Below are 15304 nucleotides of genomic sequence, written 5' to 3' on the forward strand. Positions count from 1 at the left end.
TCTGCTCAGTCGGTGGGGGTGAGAGTGGGAGTGGCGCGGGCAGCCACCATCAGTTGGCCCAGCGCCAGGCCACCGTCGTTGGGCGGCACCAAGTGGTGCCGCAGGACCGTGAAGCCGTCCTCGCGCAGGGTGGCGGCACAGGCCGAGGAGAGCAGCGTGTTGGCGAACACGCCTCCCGTCAGGGCGACCGTGTCCAGCCCGTGCCGCTCTCGCGCCCGCGCGCACATCCGGTGCACCAGGCCGGTCACACCCCGGTGGAAGCGCGCGGCGACCAGGGCCGGCTCGACACCCACGCGCAGGTCGCCGACGATCGCCGCGAGTACGGGTGCCGGATCGGCCCGTACGGCGCCGTCGCGGTTCTCCTCCGACGCGTGCAGCGCGAAGGCGTACGCGGTGGTGTCGTCGGCGGGTGCGTGCAGAGCCGCTCGCTCCAGTTCGACGGCGGCCTGTGCCTCGTATCCGGCTCGATGGCACACCCCGACGAGAGAGGACACGGCGTCGAAGAGGCGGCCCATGCTCGACGTGGGGACACAGTTCAGGTCGCGCTCCAACTGGCGTGCCAGTAGGTGGAGTTCGTCGGGCGGGCAGGCGGTCGTACAGGCGAGGTCGTCGGACCAGGCGATCCCGGCCGCCCTCAGATGGGCCAGCGCCATGCGGTACGGCCGACGCACCGCGGCGTCACCACCGGGCAGGGGAACATACGCGAGATGTCCGAACCGGGTGAAGCGGTCGTAGTCCGCGAGCAGGAACTCCCCGCCCCACACGGCGCCGTCGTCGCCGTGGCCGGTGCCGTCGAAGGCGACGCCGATCACCGGCCGGGTGCCGTCCAGTCCGTGCTCGGCCATGGCGGCGGCGATGTGCGCGTGATGGTGCTGGACGCGTACGACGGGCCGGTGCGCCGCGTTCCGGTCGGCCCATCCGGCGGAGCGGTAGCCGGGATGCCGGTCGGAGACCAGGGCCTCGGGCCGCACTCCCGTGATGGACTCCAACTGTGCCACCGCGCGCTCGAAGACCCGCTGTGTGCCCACGTCGTCCATGTCGCCGATGTGCGCCGACAGCCAGGCCTGACGGCCCGCCCCGAGACAGAAGGCGTTCTTCAGGTCTCCGCCGACGGCGAGGGCCGGCCGCACGGGCAGCGGCAGGGAGACCGGCAGCGGGGCGTAGCCGCGCGAGCGGCGGATCACCAGTGGCTCCCCGTCGCAGACGCGGACCACGGAGTCGTCGCACGGGACGTGGATCGGCCGGTCGTGCGTGAGCCAGGCGTCGGCCAGGTGCGCCAGTCGCTCCAGCGCCTCGTCGTCGTCGGTGACGATGGGCTCACCCGACAGGTTACCGCTGGTCATGACGAGCAGCCTGGGGCCGTCGGGGTCGCCGGGCAGACCGAGCAGCAGGTGGTGCACGGGTGTGTAGGGCAGCATCACGCCGAGGTCGGGGCTGCCGGGTGCCACGGCCTCGGCGGGCCGAGGATCCCCGCCGGCGTGCGGACGCCGCCTCAGCAGGACGACCGGCCTGGCCCGGCCTTCGAGGAGGTTCCGTTCCGCCGGGCTCAGCCGGACGAGGTGACGGACGTCGTCCGCGGTCCTGGCCATGACGGCGAACGGCTTGTCCCCGCGCGCCTTGCGCCGACGCAGGAGGGCGACCGCCTCCTGGTTCGTGGCATCGCAGGCCAGGTGGTAGCCGCCCAGGCCCTTCACGGCGAGGATCGCTCCCCGCTTCAGCAGCGCGCGGGCCTCGGTGACCGGGTCCACCCCCTCGACCTCGCCGATCCTTGCCTCCTGGGCGAGGACCAGCTTCAGACGAGGCCCGCAGGCCGGGCAGGCGACCGGCTGCGCGTGGAACCGGCGGTCGGCCGGATCCTCGTACTCCCGGGCACAGTCGGCGCACATCGCGAACCCGGCCATGGTGGTGTTCGCCCGGTCGTACGGCACACCGGTGACGATCGTGAAGCGCGGGCCGCAGTGGGTGCAGTTGACGAACGGGTGCCGGTAGCGCCGGTCCGCCGGGGCGGTCAACTCGGCGAGGCAGTCGGGGCAGGTGGCGGAATCCGGGGAGACCAGGGTGCGGGCCGGTCCGCCGGTGCGCGAGGTGCGGATGGTGAACGCGGTGCCGCCGACGGGAGGCATCTCCCGGTGGTGGACGGACTCCACCCGGGCCAGCGGCGGTGCCTGGGCGGCGATCAGGTCGCAGAACCGGGCCACGGCCGAGGCGCTGCCCTCGACCTCCGCGACGACGCCCTCCGGGGTGTTGGTCACGTGTCCGGCCAGGGCGAGTTCGGTGGCAAGGCCGTAGATGTAGGGCCTGAAGCCCACGCCCTGTACCACTCCCCGGACGGTGACCCGGCGGCGTCGTGGGGTGTTCTCGGCGACGGCGGTCGGAGCCTGCGGACCGCTCACGAGTGGGTGTGGGCCATGGTGCCGGTGGCCTCCGGGTGCGTGTGCGGGTGTGTGTGGTGATGGGGCTGCCGGGTCATGACCGGTGAGTGGACAGGTGTGCCGTCCATGGCGGCCAGCGCCCGGTCGAGCAGCGAGCCGATTCCCAGTCCCCGGCGTGCCGACGTCAGGATCACCTCGACTCCGGGGTTGACCTGCTGCACATTCGCGCGGAACGCCGTCTCGTCGAACTCGACGGCCCCCGCGATGTCGGTCTTGGTGACCACCACGAGGTGGGCGAGGCCGAAGGCGGTGGGGTACTTGAGTGGCTTGTCCTCGCCCTCCGTCACGGAGGCGAGGGTGACCCTCAGGGTCTCCCCCAGGTCGTAGGAGGCCGGACAGACCAGGTTGCCGACGTTCTCCACGAACAGCAGCCGGGTGTCGTCGGGCAGCCACCCGTCCAGGTGCCCGGCGAGCATCCCCGCCTCCAGATGGCACAGTCCGTCGGTGAGCACCTGCTTGACGGGGACCCCCGAACGCGCCAGCCGGGCCGCGTCGTTCTCGGTGGCCAGATCGGCGCTCAGCGCCGCGACGGGAACGGCCCGCTCCCGTGCCCGCAGCAGTTCGCGCTCCAGCAGCGCGGTCTTGCCGCTGCCCGGACTGGACAGCAGGTTGACGAGCGCGATGCCCCGAGCCGCGAGGTGCGCGCGCAGTTCGTGGGCGCTCGCGTCGTTCTTCGCGAGTACGGCCTGCCGCAGGTCGACGACACGACACATGGTTCAGCGCTCCTCGGAGATCGGTTCGCGGGTGGGCGTGTGCGCGGGGCCGAGGCCGTCCTCCCAGTGCACGTCGACGATCTGCAGTTCCCGGCCCGCGAGCAGGTCGGTCTGCGTACCGCCGCACGCGGGGCAGGTCAGCCGGGGCGGCATGCCGACGGCCCATTCGTGTGCGCAGGGGGTGCAGCGGGCTCGTCCGGGCACCGCTTCGGTGATCAGTTCCGCGCCTTCCAGCAGGGTTCCGGTGCAGGCCAGTTCGAAGGAGAAGGCGAGGGCGTCGGGTACGACTCCGGCCAGTTCGCCCACCTGGAGCCGTACCGATCGCACTGCCGTGACGTCCTTGGCCCGTGCGGCGGCCTCTTCCACCTGGTCGACGACGGCAAGCGCGACGGACATCTCGTGCATGGTGTGCGTCCTTCCGTCCGCGGCTGCCTCCGGTCGGCCTTCATTAGAGGCGCGCGCGGCCGGGTCGCACGGCCCGGCACGCCGTGGCCGGCCGGCGGGTACGCCGTTCGACGCAACCGCGCGCCACACCGGTGGCGGCCACGCTTCACATCCGTCTGATGCGCAGGTAGCGCCTCAGGTCGGGAAGTACCTCATAGACGACAGCGACCATGGCGGCGACGGCCGCTCCACCGATGACGATCTTCTTCATCCCGTCTCTCCTCATGTCGGAGCCTCAGCGGTTGAGGCCTGCGCCACGGACGGCTCGCCGTCCCGCAGCAGCTCTTCGATCAGCCGGACGGCCTCCGGTACGGCATCGGACACCGGCGGGCTGAGACCGATGCCCTCGTCCACCGAGGCCGGTTCGCATCCCACGACCAGGACGCGGCGTGGTGGCTCGCCGCCGGTCCCGGCGCACAGGGTGCCCAGCAGCGCCAGGACGGCGTCGGGGGTCATCCGATGGCCGTCCAGCGTGGCCGCGGGGGGCGAAGGGCTCCCGCCGATGTCGTGTTCGATCACGTACAGCGTGCCGGGGGCTTCGCCGCGCGCCGTGGCGTCCACGAGAACGAGGGTGTCGTAGCCGTCCAGCAGCTGATAGGCGAGGTGCACCCCGCGCACCCCGATGTCCACGACCTCGATGTGTCCGGGCAGGTCGTGCTCGGCGAGCCGGCGGGCGGTCTCCACGCCGAAGCCGTCGTCTCCGAGGAAGACGTTGCCGATGCCCGCCACGAGCGTCCTTGGACCAGGCGGTGGGGGAAGGTTCATACGTCGTCCTCCAGCGGTGTGACCTCGTCGGGCTGGAAGTACAGGAACCGTCCCTGCTCACGGCGGACGTCGGCGCCCGGGTCGCCCTCGACGGTGACCGCCAGGTGCACCCCGCCGTCCACGTCGTGCAGCACCGCTTCGACCTTCGCGGTGCGGCCCCGCAGGAAGATGTCCTGCGCGTCGGTGCGCCGCGCCCCGGGACGCAACTCGACGCGGCTGCCCTGGCCCACCGACCGGCCGTCCACGACCACCCGGTCCTGCGCCGGGTCGAAGCCCGCGTCGCTCGCCGGGTCCCACCAGGGGGTGTCCGGCCGCGTCACCCCGTATTCGTCGGGGAAGCCGCCGTCCGGAGCGGCGGGGCCGGGACCGGTCACCTCGCGCAGGCTCCGCACCGCCCCGTGCAGACGCTCCAGGACCTCGGCCGGCATCGAGTCCGCCAGTTCGATCACGGCGGCCGCCCGCTCGTCGGTGCCCCGGGCCTCACGTTTCTCCTCGTCGGTGAGGGCCGCGGTGCGCAGCGCGAGGATCTCGTCGATCTCGGTGGCGTCGTAGAGCGCGCCGGGGCTCTCCGGAGCGATGGCCGGATGGTCCTGCAGGATGATCGGCGAGGACAGCACGAGGTCGGCGCGGCCGGGTTCGCCGGCAAGCACGGGCCAGGTGTGCAGGTTGCGGCAGGCGGCGACCGCGCCCTTCGCCCACTCGGGGGGATCGGTCATCGAGAGGAACGATCCGGCGCTGAGGGCCATGAGGAGGTGGCTGGCCACCAGGGAGTGCGGCAGCGCCGCCTCCCGGTCCGCGCCGCGGCCCTCGGGCGGTGTCCAGTCGCTCGTGTTCTCGACGACGGCGGTCAGCCGCAACACCCGGTAGGGGCCGTCGAGTTCGCGGGCGGACAGCCGGACCCTCCCGCTGATCTCCTCGCAGCGCCGGACCAGCCGGCCGACGGCGCGGCCGGCCTCGTCCAGGACCGGCTCGGTGTCCTCGCGGGCGGGGAGCCGGAAGGGGTACGTGACGCCGTCGCCGAGGAGTTCGTCGACCGACGCGACCACCTCGACGCGCTCCTGGCTTCCCTCGTCCCAGGGCACCAACACCCGGTCGTCGAGGCGGAGTTCGGGAACCGTGTCGTAGCCGCCGTCCGGGCGGGCCTGCTGCACCGTGCGCCGTCGGGCGTGCAGGAAACGCACCTCGACCGAGAGGGTCGCCCCCGCCTTCGGTTCCATCAGGCATTCGGTGTGCTGGAAGTCGTGCTCCTCGCACTCGGCGCCCCAGCCGGGCGTCACGAGCACGCCGAACTGCCAGCGCAGCCGGTTCTTGGCCGCCGAGGCGCGGTACGGGTAGAGCACATAGCCCTCGAAGAGGACGGCGTCGGCCACCTGCCGGGCGAGGGCGAGGCGCTCCTCGGTCTCGGGGGCGAACGCGGTCACGGTCACGGATCGGTCCTTCCGGTGGTGGCGGTGAGGGCGCGCAGCGGGTGGTGCGCGGGCGGGTCGGCACCCATCTCCAGCAGCGCCGCGACGGTCGCCTCCCAGGAGGGCAGGGCGTGCCGGGAGCGGTAGGCGAGGAGGGCGTCCATGGTGTCGCGGGGCAGCCGGATCCAGCCGCAGCCGGGGAAGTGCTGCTCGACCATCTCCCGCCAGGCGGTGACGGGCATCCGGAAGGCCGCCTCGCGGTCCCACGGGACGGGCTCCACCTGGAAGCCGCCGGTTCCGGTGAACGCCGTACCCGAGAAGAGCATCAGCAGGGGGACTTCGCCGTCGGTGAGGGCGGTGAGGTAGCGGGTGGCGGCGATGTCCATGTCGTAGGTGCAGGGCACGACGAGGTCGGTCTCGATCTCTCCGGTGAAGCTCGGGACCATGACCGAGACCTGGGCGAACTGCACCGGCTGGAGCGTGCTGCCCCAGCGTGAGCGCTCGCCGAACAGGTCCGCGAGGCCGTCGGCCTCGGCGGGCTCGTAGCCGCGGCGGGCGGGTTCGATGCGGATCTGGCAGCGCAACGCGAGGGCGTGCACGCGCGCGTTGTCGCCGGCGGTGACGCGCAGCCGGAAGACGAGGGTCGGTCCGGCGGCGTACTGGTCGGCGCGGACGCCGGTGCAGGCGAAGGAGAACGCGGTCACGGGTGACCCACCTCGCCCAGGGGCCGGACGCGTCGCGCGACGTCCGCGAAGAACGCGTCCAGCGCGGCGCGGGCTTCGGCTCCACCGTCGAAGCCCTGCCACAACAGGCGCATACGGCCGACGAGTTCGTAGCAGATGTCGATCGGTACGAGGTGGCACTCGAAGCGGCCGTCGGTGCGGCGCAGCAGCAGCGCCTCCACGTCGGGTTCGAGCAGTTCGGCGAGGCGGCTGCCGCCGAGGACGTCCGTCCACGTGGCCGGTTCGAGTTCGCTCTCGGTGGCTCCGGCCGGGCTCGGGTAGAGGGCGACCAGCCGGTCGAGCGCCGCGTTGCGGAAGAGGAAGGCGACGCCGACCGGGATCTGCAGCGCCTCCCAGGCGGTCTCGTCGAGGTGGTGTCCGGGGTCGGTGAGGTAGCGGGCCGGAACCGTGCGGAAGCGGCCGGCGGCGGCGCCCGGCTGTTCCATCAGCAGCGCGCACGGAGGGCAGGCGCAGACGAGGGCGCGTTTCTCGGTGTCGACGAGATGACGGTGGCCCGCCTCCACCGCCACGGCGCACAACTCACACCGTTCGGGCTGCGGAGGCCTGTCGGTGAGGAACCTCCGCAGGCCGGGCGTGCGCGTCGCCGGGGACGCCGTCATCGGGCCCCCGTCGGTGCGGTGCCGATCTGGAGGAGCGTCGGCCCCGCCGGGGCGGTCTGTACGTCGACCGCTCTGACCTCCGGTGCGAAGCAGGCGAGCGCAGCCTCCGCGGCCTCGCGGGCACCCGTGCCGGAGCCGCAACCGCAGCCGCCGGCCTCCCGGGCCCGCACGGTCAGGGTGCCGCTCTCCTCGTCGAAGGCCACCACCTCCAGGGTGTGTTCCGCGACCCCGTCGAGGGCGCGCGCGATGCGGGTGTCGCGGTCCTCGGGGTGCAGGTCGTGCAGGACGAGCAGGCTCGCGACCAGGTCGTCGCCCAGGAGGCGTGCGGCTGCCTCGCCGGGAGCGCCGGACAGCAGGTGGAGGATGCGGGCGAGGCCGGCACCGTAGAAGTCCATGAGGGAGCGAACGAGTTCCTCCGCGGCCTCGGCGGCGGCCGGGTCGCCGCTCTCGGCCAGCCTGTCGAGGATTTCCTCGACGCGGCGCCCGGTCTGCTCCGCGGAGCTGACCGCGCTCATCCGCCCAGTCCGCTCAGGCCGGTGGGCACGTGCATGGACTTCACCGTCTTGCCGCCGCCGACGTACATGTGGACACCGCAGGGCAGACAGGGGTCGAAGCTGCGGACGGCGCGCATGATGTCGATGCCCTTGAAGTTCTCCGGGGTGTTCTCCTCGAAGATGGGCGTGTTCTGCACGGCGTCCTCGTACGGGCCGGGCGTGCCGTAGGTGTCCCGGACGCTGGCGTTCCAGGGGGTCGGCGGGTAGGGGTGGTAGTTGGCGATCTTGCCGTCCCGGATCACCATGTGGTGGGAGAGGACGCCGCGGACCGCCTCGGTGAAGCCGACACCGATGCTCTCGTCCGGAACCTCGAACTTCTCCCAGGTCTGGGTGCGTCCGGCACGGACCTCTGCCAGTCCCTTCTCCGCGCAGTGCAGGGCGACGGCGGCGGCGTACGCCTGGAAATAGGTGCGTGCGCGGTTGCGCTCCAGCGCGTTGGACCACTTCGGGATCTTCCACTCGAAGGTGGTCTCGGGCTTGGTCATGGTGCGGGGCAGGTTGATGACCACGCTGTGGCCGGTGGCCTTGACGTACCCGATGTCGACGAGACCGGACAGGGCGGTCGACCACAGGCGGGCGATGGGGCCACCACCGGTGTCCAGGGCGAGGTGGTCCTTGCCGTCGAACCAGCGCGGGGACATGACCCAGCTGTACTTGTCGTCGAAGTTCCGCTTCTGCGGGGTGGGGATGGTGTGCTGGTTCCACGGGTGGCGCGGGTCCACAGGGTTGCCGAGCGGGTCGTGGGTGACGAACTGCTCCTGGCCCTGCCAGTCCTCGTAGTAGGAGCTGCCCAGCAGGATGCGGATGCCGAGGTTGATCTCGGTGAGGTCGTTGGTGACGAGCTTGCCGTCGACGACGATGCCGGGCGTGACGAACATGCGCCGGCCCCAGTCAGTCATGTTGGCGTAGGTGAAGTCGCAGTACTCGGGGTCGTTGAGCGCGCCCCAGCAGCCGAGCAGGACACGTCGGCGGCCCACTTCCTCGTACCCGGGCAGCGCCTCGTAGAAGAAGTCGAACAGGTCGTCGTGGAGGGGCACGACGCGCTTCATGAACTCCACGTAGCGCATCAGGCGGCTGAGGTAGTCCGTGAAGAGCTGCACGGAGGCGATGGTTCCGACGCCGCCCGGGTAGAGCGTGGACGGGTGCACATGGCGGCCCTCCATCAGGCAGAACATCTCGCGCGTGTAGCGGCTGACCTGGAGGGCCTCGCGGTAGAACTCGCCCTCCAGGGGGTTGAGCGAGCGCATGATGTCGGCGATCGTGCGGTAGCCGTGCTCCGCGGCGTGCGGGGCCTCGGTGCGCTCGGCGAGTTCGAGGACGCCGGGGTTGGTCTCCTTGACCATCTTCTCGCAGTAGTCGACCCCGACCAGGTTCTCCTGGAAGATGTTGTGGTCGAACATGTACTCCGCGGACTCGCCGAGGTTGATGATCCACTCGCCGAGGTGCGGGGGCTTCACGCCGTACGCCATGTTCTGCGCGTACACCGAGCAGGTGGCGTGGTTGTCACCGCAGATGCCGCAGATGCGGCTGGTGATGAAGTGGGCGTCGCGGGGGTCCTTGCCGCGCATGAAGACGCTGTAGCCGCGGAAGACCGACGAGGTGCTGTAGCACTCGGCGACTCGCTTCTGCTTGAAGTCGATCTTCGTGTGGATGCCCAGGCTGCCCACGATCCGGGTGATCGGGTCCCAGGCCATCTCCACCAGGCCGCTGCCGTCGCCGGCCGCCTTCGTCGTCGGTGCCATCTGTGTGCCGTGCCCTTCGTTGCGCGGGAGGTTCAGGTGGGGGGTGCATGCACGAGAACGGGGAGCGGGTCAGCCGCGGCGATTGCTCACCACGGGGGGCGGTATCCGGTGGTGATCCTGTCTCCGGGTTGGCGCCACTTGGGCTCCTTGTCCACCGTCTTTGCGGTGATCGACCGCAGCTTGCGGACCACGGCGCCGTACGCGCCGCTGGCGTTGCTCGACACCTTGGCGCCGGGGGGTTCGTCCATGAACGGCATGAACTTGTCGGGGAAGCCGGGCATGGTGCAGGCGATGCAGATGCCACCGACGTTGGGGCAGCCGCCGATCCCGTTCATCCAGCCGCGCTTGGGCACGTTGCACTTGACGACCGGGCCCCAGCAGCCGAGCTTGACCAGGCATGTCGGCGAGTCGTACGACAGGGCGAACTGGCCCTGCTCGTAGTAGCCCGCGCGGTCGCAGCCCTCGTGCACGGTGGCCCCGAACAGCCAGGTCGGGCGCAGCTTGTCGTCCAGCGGGATCATCGGGGCGGCGCCAGTCGCCTGGTAGAGCAGGTAGGTGAGCGTCTCGGAGAAGTTGTCCGGCTGGATCGGACAGCCGGGGACGCACACGATGGGGATGCCCGCGTGGGACTTCCAGTCCCAGCCGAGGTAGTCGGGCACGCCCATCGCGCCGGTCGGGTTGCCCGCCATGGCGTGGATGCCGCCGTAGGTGGCGCAGGTGCCGATAGCGACGACCGCCAGCGCCTTCGGGGCGAGCCGGTCGATCCACTCGCTGGTCGTGATCGGCTGGCCGGTCTCCGGGTTGTCGCCGAAGCCGCACCAATAGCCCTCGGGCTTGATCGCCTCATTGGGGATGGAGCCCTCGACGACCAGGACGAACGGGTCGATCTCGCCCCGCTCCCCCTTGAAGAACCACTCGATGAACGTGTCCGAGCCGCCGACCGGACCGCACTCGAAGTCGATGAGCGGCCAGTGGACGGCGATCTTCGGAAGGCCCGGCAGCACACCGAGCACGATCTCCTCGATGCTGGGCTGCATGGCCGCCGTCAACGCGACCGAGTCACCGTCGCAGCTCAGGCCCGCGTTGATCCACAGAATGTGGATCGTGGGTGTCTCGTCGGCGGCCGCTCCGCTCGCGTCCGCAGCGCCGACCGTGTCGGGCGTCGCCTCAGTCATGGGACCGCCTCCTGGGGAGGTAAGGGATGAAAGCCTAGATTTCGACCATCGCTTCTCTTCGTATCAGCCGTTCGGCCGTGACGAGACGCCATACAGGGCCATTCCGGTGACATCCGCGGCGGAGGGGGTCGGGCCGGTTTGCGCGACCCGGGCGGGACCGAGATGCGGCGGGGTGCACGCCGGCCGCTCCTTGTGGACGAAGGCACGACGCAGCGAGTGGTACGGGGCATCCGGGTCGTCGAAGGTCCGGCGCATCCGGGCCAGCTCCTGCTCACGGAAGCCGGCCAGCGGGGTCACGCTCTCCAGCCGGTCCAGCTCCGTCTTCTTCGCGGTGATCCTTGACGCCGTCGCCGGCAGTGACGCCAGCCGGGCCGCCAGGCCGTCAACCTCCCCCGCGAACGCGTCCGGACCGCAGTCGACCACCCGGTTGACGAGGCCGAGGCGCAGGGCGGCCGCCGAGCTCACCGGGAGAGCCTCACGCATGAGCCGTTCCGCCGTCGCCGGACCCACCCTGCGCGGCAGGGTGTGCGTCCAGTACTCCGAGCCGTACAGGCCCATCAGGCGGTAGTGAGGGTTCAGAACGGCGCCCGAGCGACACCACACCTCATCGGCCGCCAGGGCGAGCATCACCCCGCCCGCCGCGGCGTTGCCCGCAACCGCCGCGACCACCAGTCGGTCGGTCGTCGTCAGGACCGCCTCGACCAGATCGTCGATGGCGTTGATGTTCGCCCAGGACTCGGCAGCGGGGTCGTCCGCGGCCTCGATGACGCCCAGGTGGATCCCGTTGGAGAAGAAGTCCCGTTCGCAGCCCAGCACCAGTACGGACGTGGGCCGCTCGCACGCCTCCCGGTAGGCGTCCAGCAGACGTCGGCACTGCTCCGTGCTCATGGCGCCGCCGGGGAAGGAGAACGAGAGGAACCCGACGTCCCCGTCCTCCCGGTAGCGGATGTCCGTCCAGGTACGGTGCCGCACCTCGGGCAGCAGGGGCAGGGCGTGCTCGGGCAGGGGCGGCAGCAGGTCGCCCAGGGCCCGCACGGCAGGCAGTTTGTGCGTGGGCGGCTGCCCGGGCACGCGCCGGGGCCGCAGCTCGGGGATCCACACGGCTCCGTCCTTGGTGGCCCGGCACACCGCCCCGGCCCGAGTGGCCAGCAGCTCGCCCGGGCGGCCGCGCAGCACGCTCTCGGGATGACCACCGTGCAGATACCACTCACGGCCGAGCAGGACGTCCAGCACACCGGGCTGCGAGTCCGCCGCTCTCAGCTTGCGCAGGACGTCCTGCGTGGTGTCCTCGGCCCAGTCGATGCGCCGGACGCTCTGGTCGAGGTAGGGGCGGGGGCGCAGCCGGGCGTCGGCCGTGCGTGCCGCGTCCTGCTTGCGTGGTACGTAGGTTCCCTCGGCGAAGCGCTCCACCGCGAGCATGACGGCCTCGAGCGCGGCGTCGGCGATCTCGCCCCGGTACAGCTCGCTCTTGGGAACCGGAGGGACCTGGCACGGTACACAGGCCCACACGTCACCGGCGTCCATCTCCCCGTCGGCCTGCAGGACGGTGACGCCCCACTGGTCGACGCCCTCGTGGATCGCCCAGTCCAGGGAGGAGGGTCCCCGGTCGCCCACGGGCCCCGGATGGACGATGAGGCAGGTGTGCGCTGTCCATACCTCCTCGGGAATCGCCGTCTTCAGCATCGGCGCCACGATGAGCTGCGGTGCGTGCCGTCGCACAGTTTCGGGCAACGGGCTGCCGGGCAGGGCGAGTTCCACCGCCACGGTGTGGCCACGGTCGCGCAGTTCGGCGAAGACACGCTGGGTGAGGCTGTTGAAGCCACTGGCCAGGAGCAGGATGTGCACCGCTGCCTCCGAGACGGACGAACGGCAGGCAGGGATGCCCGCCGGACGCGATCCTCGGGCAAGGCGGCCTGCCGCTCCCGACGACAGGCGGTGGGATCATCCGAAAGCGGGCGCCGATCCGCCGTCCGGCCTCACTGGCCACGACCAACGGCGGCACCGACGGTCCGGCTCACCGAGCCGACCGCGGTAAGTGCTCACATTCGTCGCAGGCCGCTGGTCATGCGCTCCCACCGGGAGCGGGTGGCGCCGAAGTGGGTCTCGTGTGCCCAGATGTGGGTGCAGGACCGGCACTGCAGGTGAAGCAGGCTGCCGACATGGGAAAGCAGGTAGCGCCAGTGCTCGGAACAGGTGCGCCCCTGCTCGCAGGTGGCGCACCCGCGACGGTCGTCGCAGTTCGGGCAGGCCACCCAGGCGCGCCGCCCGATGTCCGCCTGCGGGTCAAGCGGCAGCATCGCTGCCCCCTCTCCGAGGCAGCACTCCGGCCGAGACCAGCTCGTCGTACACGCGCTGCTGCTCCGCGCTGAGGCCGGAATACAGCAGCTCATACGCCGCTTCCTCGCCGCGCAGCACGGCGACGGTGTCCCAGTCGGGGCCTAGAGCGTCCAGGACATGAGCGCGCCGGAGCAGCTCATGTGAGCTCAGGTCGACGTCCAGGTCGACCGTCGGGAGCGGGTCGGGTCGGTCCGTCGCGGGCCTGCTTTCCGCGGCGGTTTCGTCCGGTTCGCCTGGAAGGGCGCGGCCATGGGAGGACATGCGACCGAACGTAGGCAAGCGCTTCTCGCCCCGGCAAGAGCAGGTGGGAGAAGTCACAGCAGGCCCGCGCCCCAGGGGAACGTCCGGTGCGACCCGTACATGCCAGGTGATGCTGGGCCCATTCCCCGCACAGCACGGATACACCCCGGGCAGAGGACGGCTGCGGGGGTCGGACCGATCCTGCCGGAAACACGTCAGCACTTCGCTGAGGCCCTGTGCATCGGGTTCGAGGATCAAGATCCGGACCATTTACGGGCCGCTCGCCCCGCCAAAGCCGCACCAGGCATCATTCCTGCTGGTCATGCCAGATGCGGGGCGGGCACCACCATCAGACGAAGAACGTTCTAGTTTCATACAGTCCAAAGAAACTTGGGTTCTTCTAGAACCTGAAGTCGGTTGCCTGGAGACGCCGTTGCGCTCCGGGCAGTCCGACACCGGAGTCACTTTGGGTAAGCAACAGACTGCCTCAGGTCGATGGTCGACCTGCACGAGGACTGTCCCCGGACCAGTCACGGACCAGACTCCCGTCCGGGGTGAGGCAGGCGATAACCCTCTGACACCTGTGGTGGCACGACACGACATAGCGGGACCGCGCAGGCCCTGCAGCACGCTCCGCGGGCGTGGGAGCATGCTTCGAGCCCGACCGCTTTCATCACGTGGTCCCCATGACCATCGCGCTGGCGGCCGTGTGCCTGGCGTGGTGCGTCAACTCACCCCAGAGTGGTGGGGACCGATTTACCCGGCCGACTGTCAGTGCCTGCGCATAGCCTGCCGACATGCCCTCGAATACCGGTGAGCTCCGCCACGTCAAGCTCGGCTCGATCTTCAAGCCCGAGGTTCCCCTGGGGTCGGCCCGGGACACCCCCATCACCTGCCACGCCTCGGCAACAGGCAAGGGCAAGCTCCAGGGAAGCCCCGAGTGCCGCGCACTGCGGTCGGCCGCTTCTGTGAACCAGTTCGACATCCCGTTCGGCGAAGCCGTCGAGCGGCTCTGTACGAACTGCCGGTGGGCTTTGTTCACGGACAGCCCGATCCTGCCGCTCGGCGCGGCAGTGAACGACGTGGACTCTCTCACCATCTGGCTCGACAGGGACCCTGAGGACGAGGATGACATCAAGTCCGAGCGTGACGCGGCCATCGCCCTCTCCACCGGCGACCACCCGCCCCACACCGATGACGTCGGCGACGCGGATGAGGAAGACGACGAGGCTGGGCACGACGAGGAGTGGGAACGTATGACCGCGCCCGCGATCTCCGCTATGGACGCCTCTCACACTGGCGCCGACTGCACTCCTACCTGATACGGAGCAACCAGGCAGTAGCCGATTACCCGTTCCTCGCCCCGTGGGCCGACGGACTGCAGAGTCGGCTCACCGCCGTCCTCGACGCCGAGCGTCGGGCTCTCGCGAACCTCGTCCAGCCGGCCCATCTGCTGGAGGCTGCTGCCGTACGCGTCCTGCCCACGCCGCAATTCTCCGGCGATCCAGGCTTCGCCGGATTGGGACCGGAGGCGGAGAAGACCTTCCGGCGAGCCTGGTACGAGTGGAGTCGCCGAGCCACCTGGTCCTGGCAGCGCCTGGAAGATCATGACTTCTCGGTGTACACCGTCGTCAGCGACGCCTTCGGACGCCGCCGCAAGGGGAAGCCCGAAGCTCACACCGCCTTCCGTCAGCTCACCGCCGACTGGATCCGCCAGGCGCGAGAAGAAGCCGCCCGCCCCGCCACCGCGCCGTGGCAGCTGGTGGCAGTCAAAGCACCCGCTCTCCCACGCACCCGCCACCACGAGCCGGAACGCGACCCTCTCCCCCTCTGGGAGGCATCAGTCATCGCCACCTACCAGGTAGCTTTCAACCGGAAGTCAGGCACTACAGCCTTGCTCGTTCCTCACCTCGTCGCTGAGCAACTGCTCGCCTGCGCCTCCCACGACATGCCGGTCCAGCGACTTGCGCCCGACGGCAGCGCTCTGCCTGCGGAGACGCTGCTGGAGCAGTGGGACCACGAAAGCCTCACCCATTCGTGACCTCGCGCTGTCAGCCCGCCACCAACACGACCGTGCCCAGGGCCCGGGCAGCCTAACCAACAGCGACCCCCGGGCTTCCTACCCCTCAGGAGCGGACAGTCCGTTCTCAGACC

General features: G+C 70.6%; 16 protein-coding genes. 2 read left to right on the top strand and 14 right to left on the bottom strand.

Going from position 1 to position 15304, the window contains the following annotated elements; all coding sequences use genetic code 11:
- Window positions 1–5: 5 nt before the first annotated feature.
- The 14 genes from hypF to CRP56_RS05700 form a co-directional block, all read right to left on the bottom strand.
- Entirely contained in the window at window positions 6–2393 is a 2388-nt protein-coding gene (hypF, locus tag CRP56_RS05640; RefSeq protein WP_097260853.1) for a carbamoyltransferase HypF, read from the bottom strand.
- Window positions 2390–3145 carry a hydrogenase nickel incorporation protein HypB gene (gene hypB / locus CRP56_RS05645; protein WP_097260855.1) on the bottom strand — a complete coding sequence of 252 codons (756 nt, stop codon included), beginning with the start codon at window positions 3143–3145 and terminating at the stop codon, window positions 2390–2392. The genes hypF and hypB overlap by 4 nt, the downstream gene beginning before the upstream one ends.
- A 3-nt stretch (window positions 3146–3148) precedes the next feature.
- Window positions 3149–3550 carry a hydrogenase maturation nickel metallochaperone HypA gene (gene hypA / locus CRP56_RS05650; RefSeq protein WP_097260857.1) on the bottom strand — a complete coding sequence of 134 codons (402 nt, stop codon included), beginning with the start codon at window positions 3548–3550 and terminating at the stop codon, window positions 3149–3151.
- A gap of 145 nt (window positions 3551–3695) precedes the next feature.
- On the bottom strand, window positions 3696–3800 hold the full coding sequence (locus tag CRP56_RS49265) for a DUF6893 family small protein (protein ID WP_373559629.1): 105 nt from the start codon (window positions 3798–3800) through the stop codon (window positions 3696–3698).
- An 11-nt stretch (window positions 3801–3811) separates the two neighbouring features.
- Window positions 3812–4354: a hydrogenase maturation protease gene (locus CRP56_RS05655; protein WP_097260859.1), complete on the bottom strand. Its 543-nt coding sequence runs from the start codon at window positions 4352–4354 to the stop codon at window positions 3812–3814.
- Window positions 4351–5781 (bottom strand): hypothetical protein, encoded by a 1431-nt coding sequence (locus CRP56_RS05660; protein WP_097260861.1) that lies wholly within the window; start codon window positions 5779–5781, stop codon window positions 4351–4353. The genes CRP56_RS05655 and CRP56_RS05660 overlap by 4 nt, the downstream gene beginning before the upstream one ends.
- A complete protein-coding gene (locus tag CRP56_RS05665; RefSeq protein WP_097260863.1) occupies window positions 5778–6464 on the bottom strand; it encodes a DUF6084 family protein in 687 nt (228 codons plus the stop codon). The genes CRP56_RS05660 and CRP56_RS05665 overlap by 4 nt, the downstream gene beginning before the upstream one ends.
- Complete coding sequence (locus CRP56_RS05670) at window positions 6461–7102, bottom strand: DUF5947 family protein (RefSeq protein WP_097260865.1); 642 nt, start codon at window positions 7100–7102, stop codon at window positions 6461–6463. Before CRP56_RS05670 ends, CRP56_RS05665 begins: the two co-directional genes overlap by 4 nt.
- Entirely contained in the window at window positions 7099–7617 is a 519-nt protein-coding gene (locus CRP56_RS05675; protein WP_097260867.1) for a hypothetical protein, read from the bottom strand. The genes CRP56_RS05670 and CRP56_RS05675 overlap by 4 nt, the downstream gene beginning before the upstream one ends.
- Complete coding sequence (locus CRP56_RS05680) at window positions 7614–9398, bottom strand: nickel-dependent hydrogenase large subunit (protein WP_097260870.1); 1785 nt, start codon at window positions 9396–9398, stop codon at window positions 7614–7616. Before CRP56_RS05680 ends, CRP56_RS05675 begins: the two co-directional genes overlap by 4 nt.
- An 86-nt stretch (window positions 9399–9484) precedes the next feature.
- The gene (locus CRP56_RS05685; protein WP_097260872.1) at window positions 9485–10573 is read right to left on the bottom strand and encodes a hydrogenase expression protein HypE; all 1089 of its coding nucleotides are present in this window, start codon (window positions 10571–10573) and stop codon (window positions 9485–9487) included.
- A gap of 63 nt (window positions 10574–10636) precedes the next feature.
- Window positions 10637–12418 (bottom strand): enoyl-CoA hydratase-related protein, encoded by a 1782-nt coding sequence (locus CRP56_RS05690; RefSeq protein ID WP_097260874.1) that lies wholly within the window; start codon window positions 12416–12418, stop codon window positions 10637–10639.
- A gap of 194 nt (window positions 12419–12612) precedes the next feature.
- Window positions 12613–12870 (bottom strand): hypothetical protein, encoded by a 258-nt coding sequence (locus CRP56_RS05695; protein ID WP_097260876.1) that lies wholly within the window; start codon window positions 12868–12870, stop codon window positions 12613–12615.
- The gene (locus CRP56_RS05700) at window positions 12857–13171 is read right to left on the bottom strand and encodes a DUF6400 family protein (protein ID WP_097260878.1); all 315 of its coding nucleotides are present in this window, start codon (window positions 13169–13171) and stop codon (window positions 12857–12859) included. Before CRP56_RS05700 ends, CRP56_RS05695 begins: the two co-directional genes overlap by 14 nt.
- A 776-nt stretch (window positions 13172–13947) precedes the next feature.
- Between CRP56_RS05700 and CRP56_RS05705 the strand changes: the two genes are divergently transcribed.
- On the top strand, window positions 13948–14472 hold the full coding sequence (locus CRP56_RS05705; RefSeq protein ID WP_097260880.1) for a hypothetical protein: 525 nt from the start codon (window positions 13948–13950) through the stop codon (window positions 14470–14472).
- Entirely contained in the window at window positions 14397–15191 is a 795-nt protein-coding gene (locus CRP56_RS47105; protein ID WP_143664892.1) for a hypothetical protein, read from the top strand. Before CRP56_RS05705 ends, CRP56_RS47105 begins: the two co-directional genes overlap by 76 nt.
- Window positions 15192–15304: the final 113 nt, after the last annotated feature.

It is taken from the genome of Streptomyces sp. TLI_55 (genome assembly GCF_900206255.1).
Taxonomy (GTDB): domain Bacteria; phylum Actinomycetota; class Actinomycetes; order Streptomycetales; family Streptomycetaceae; genus Streptomyces; species Streptomyces aquilus.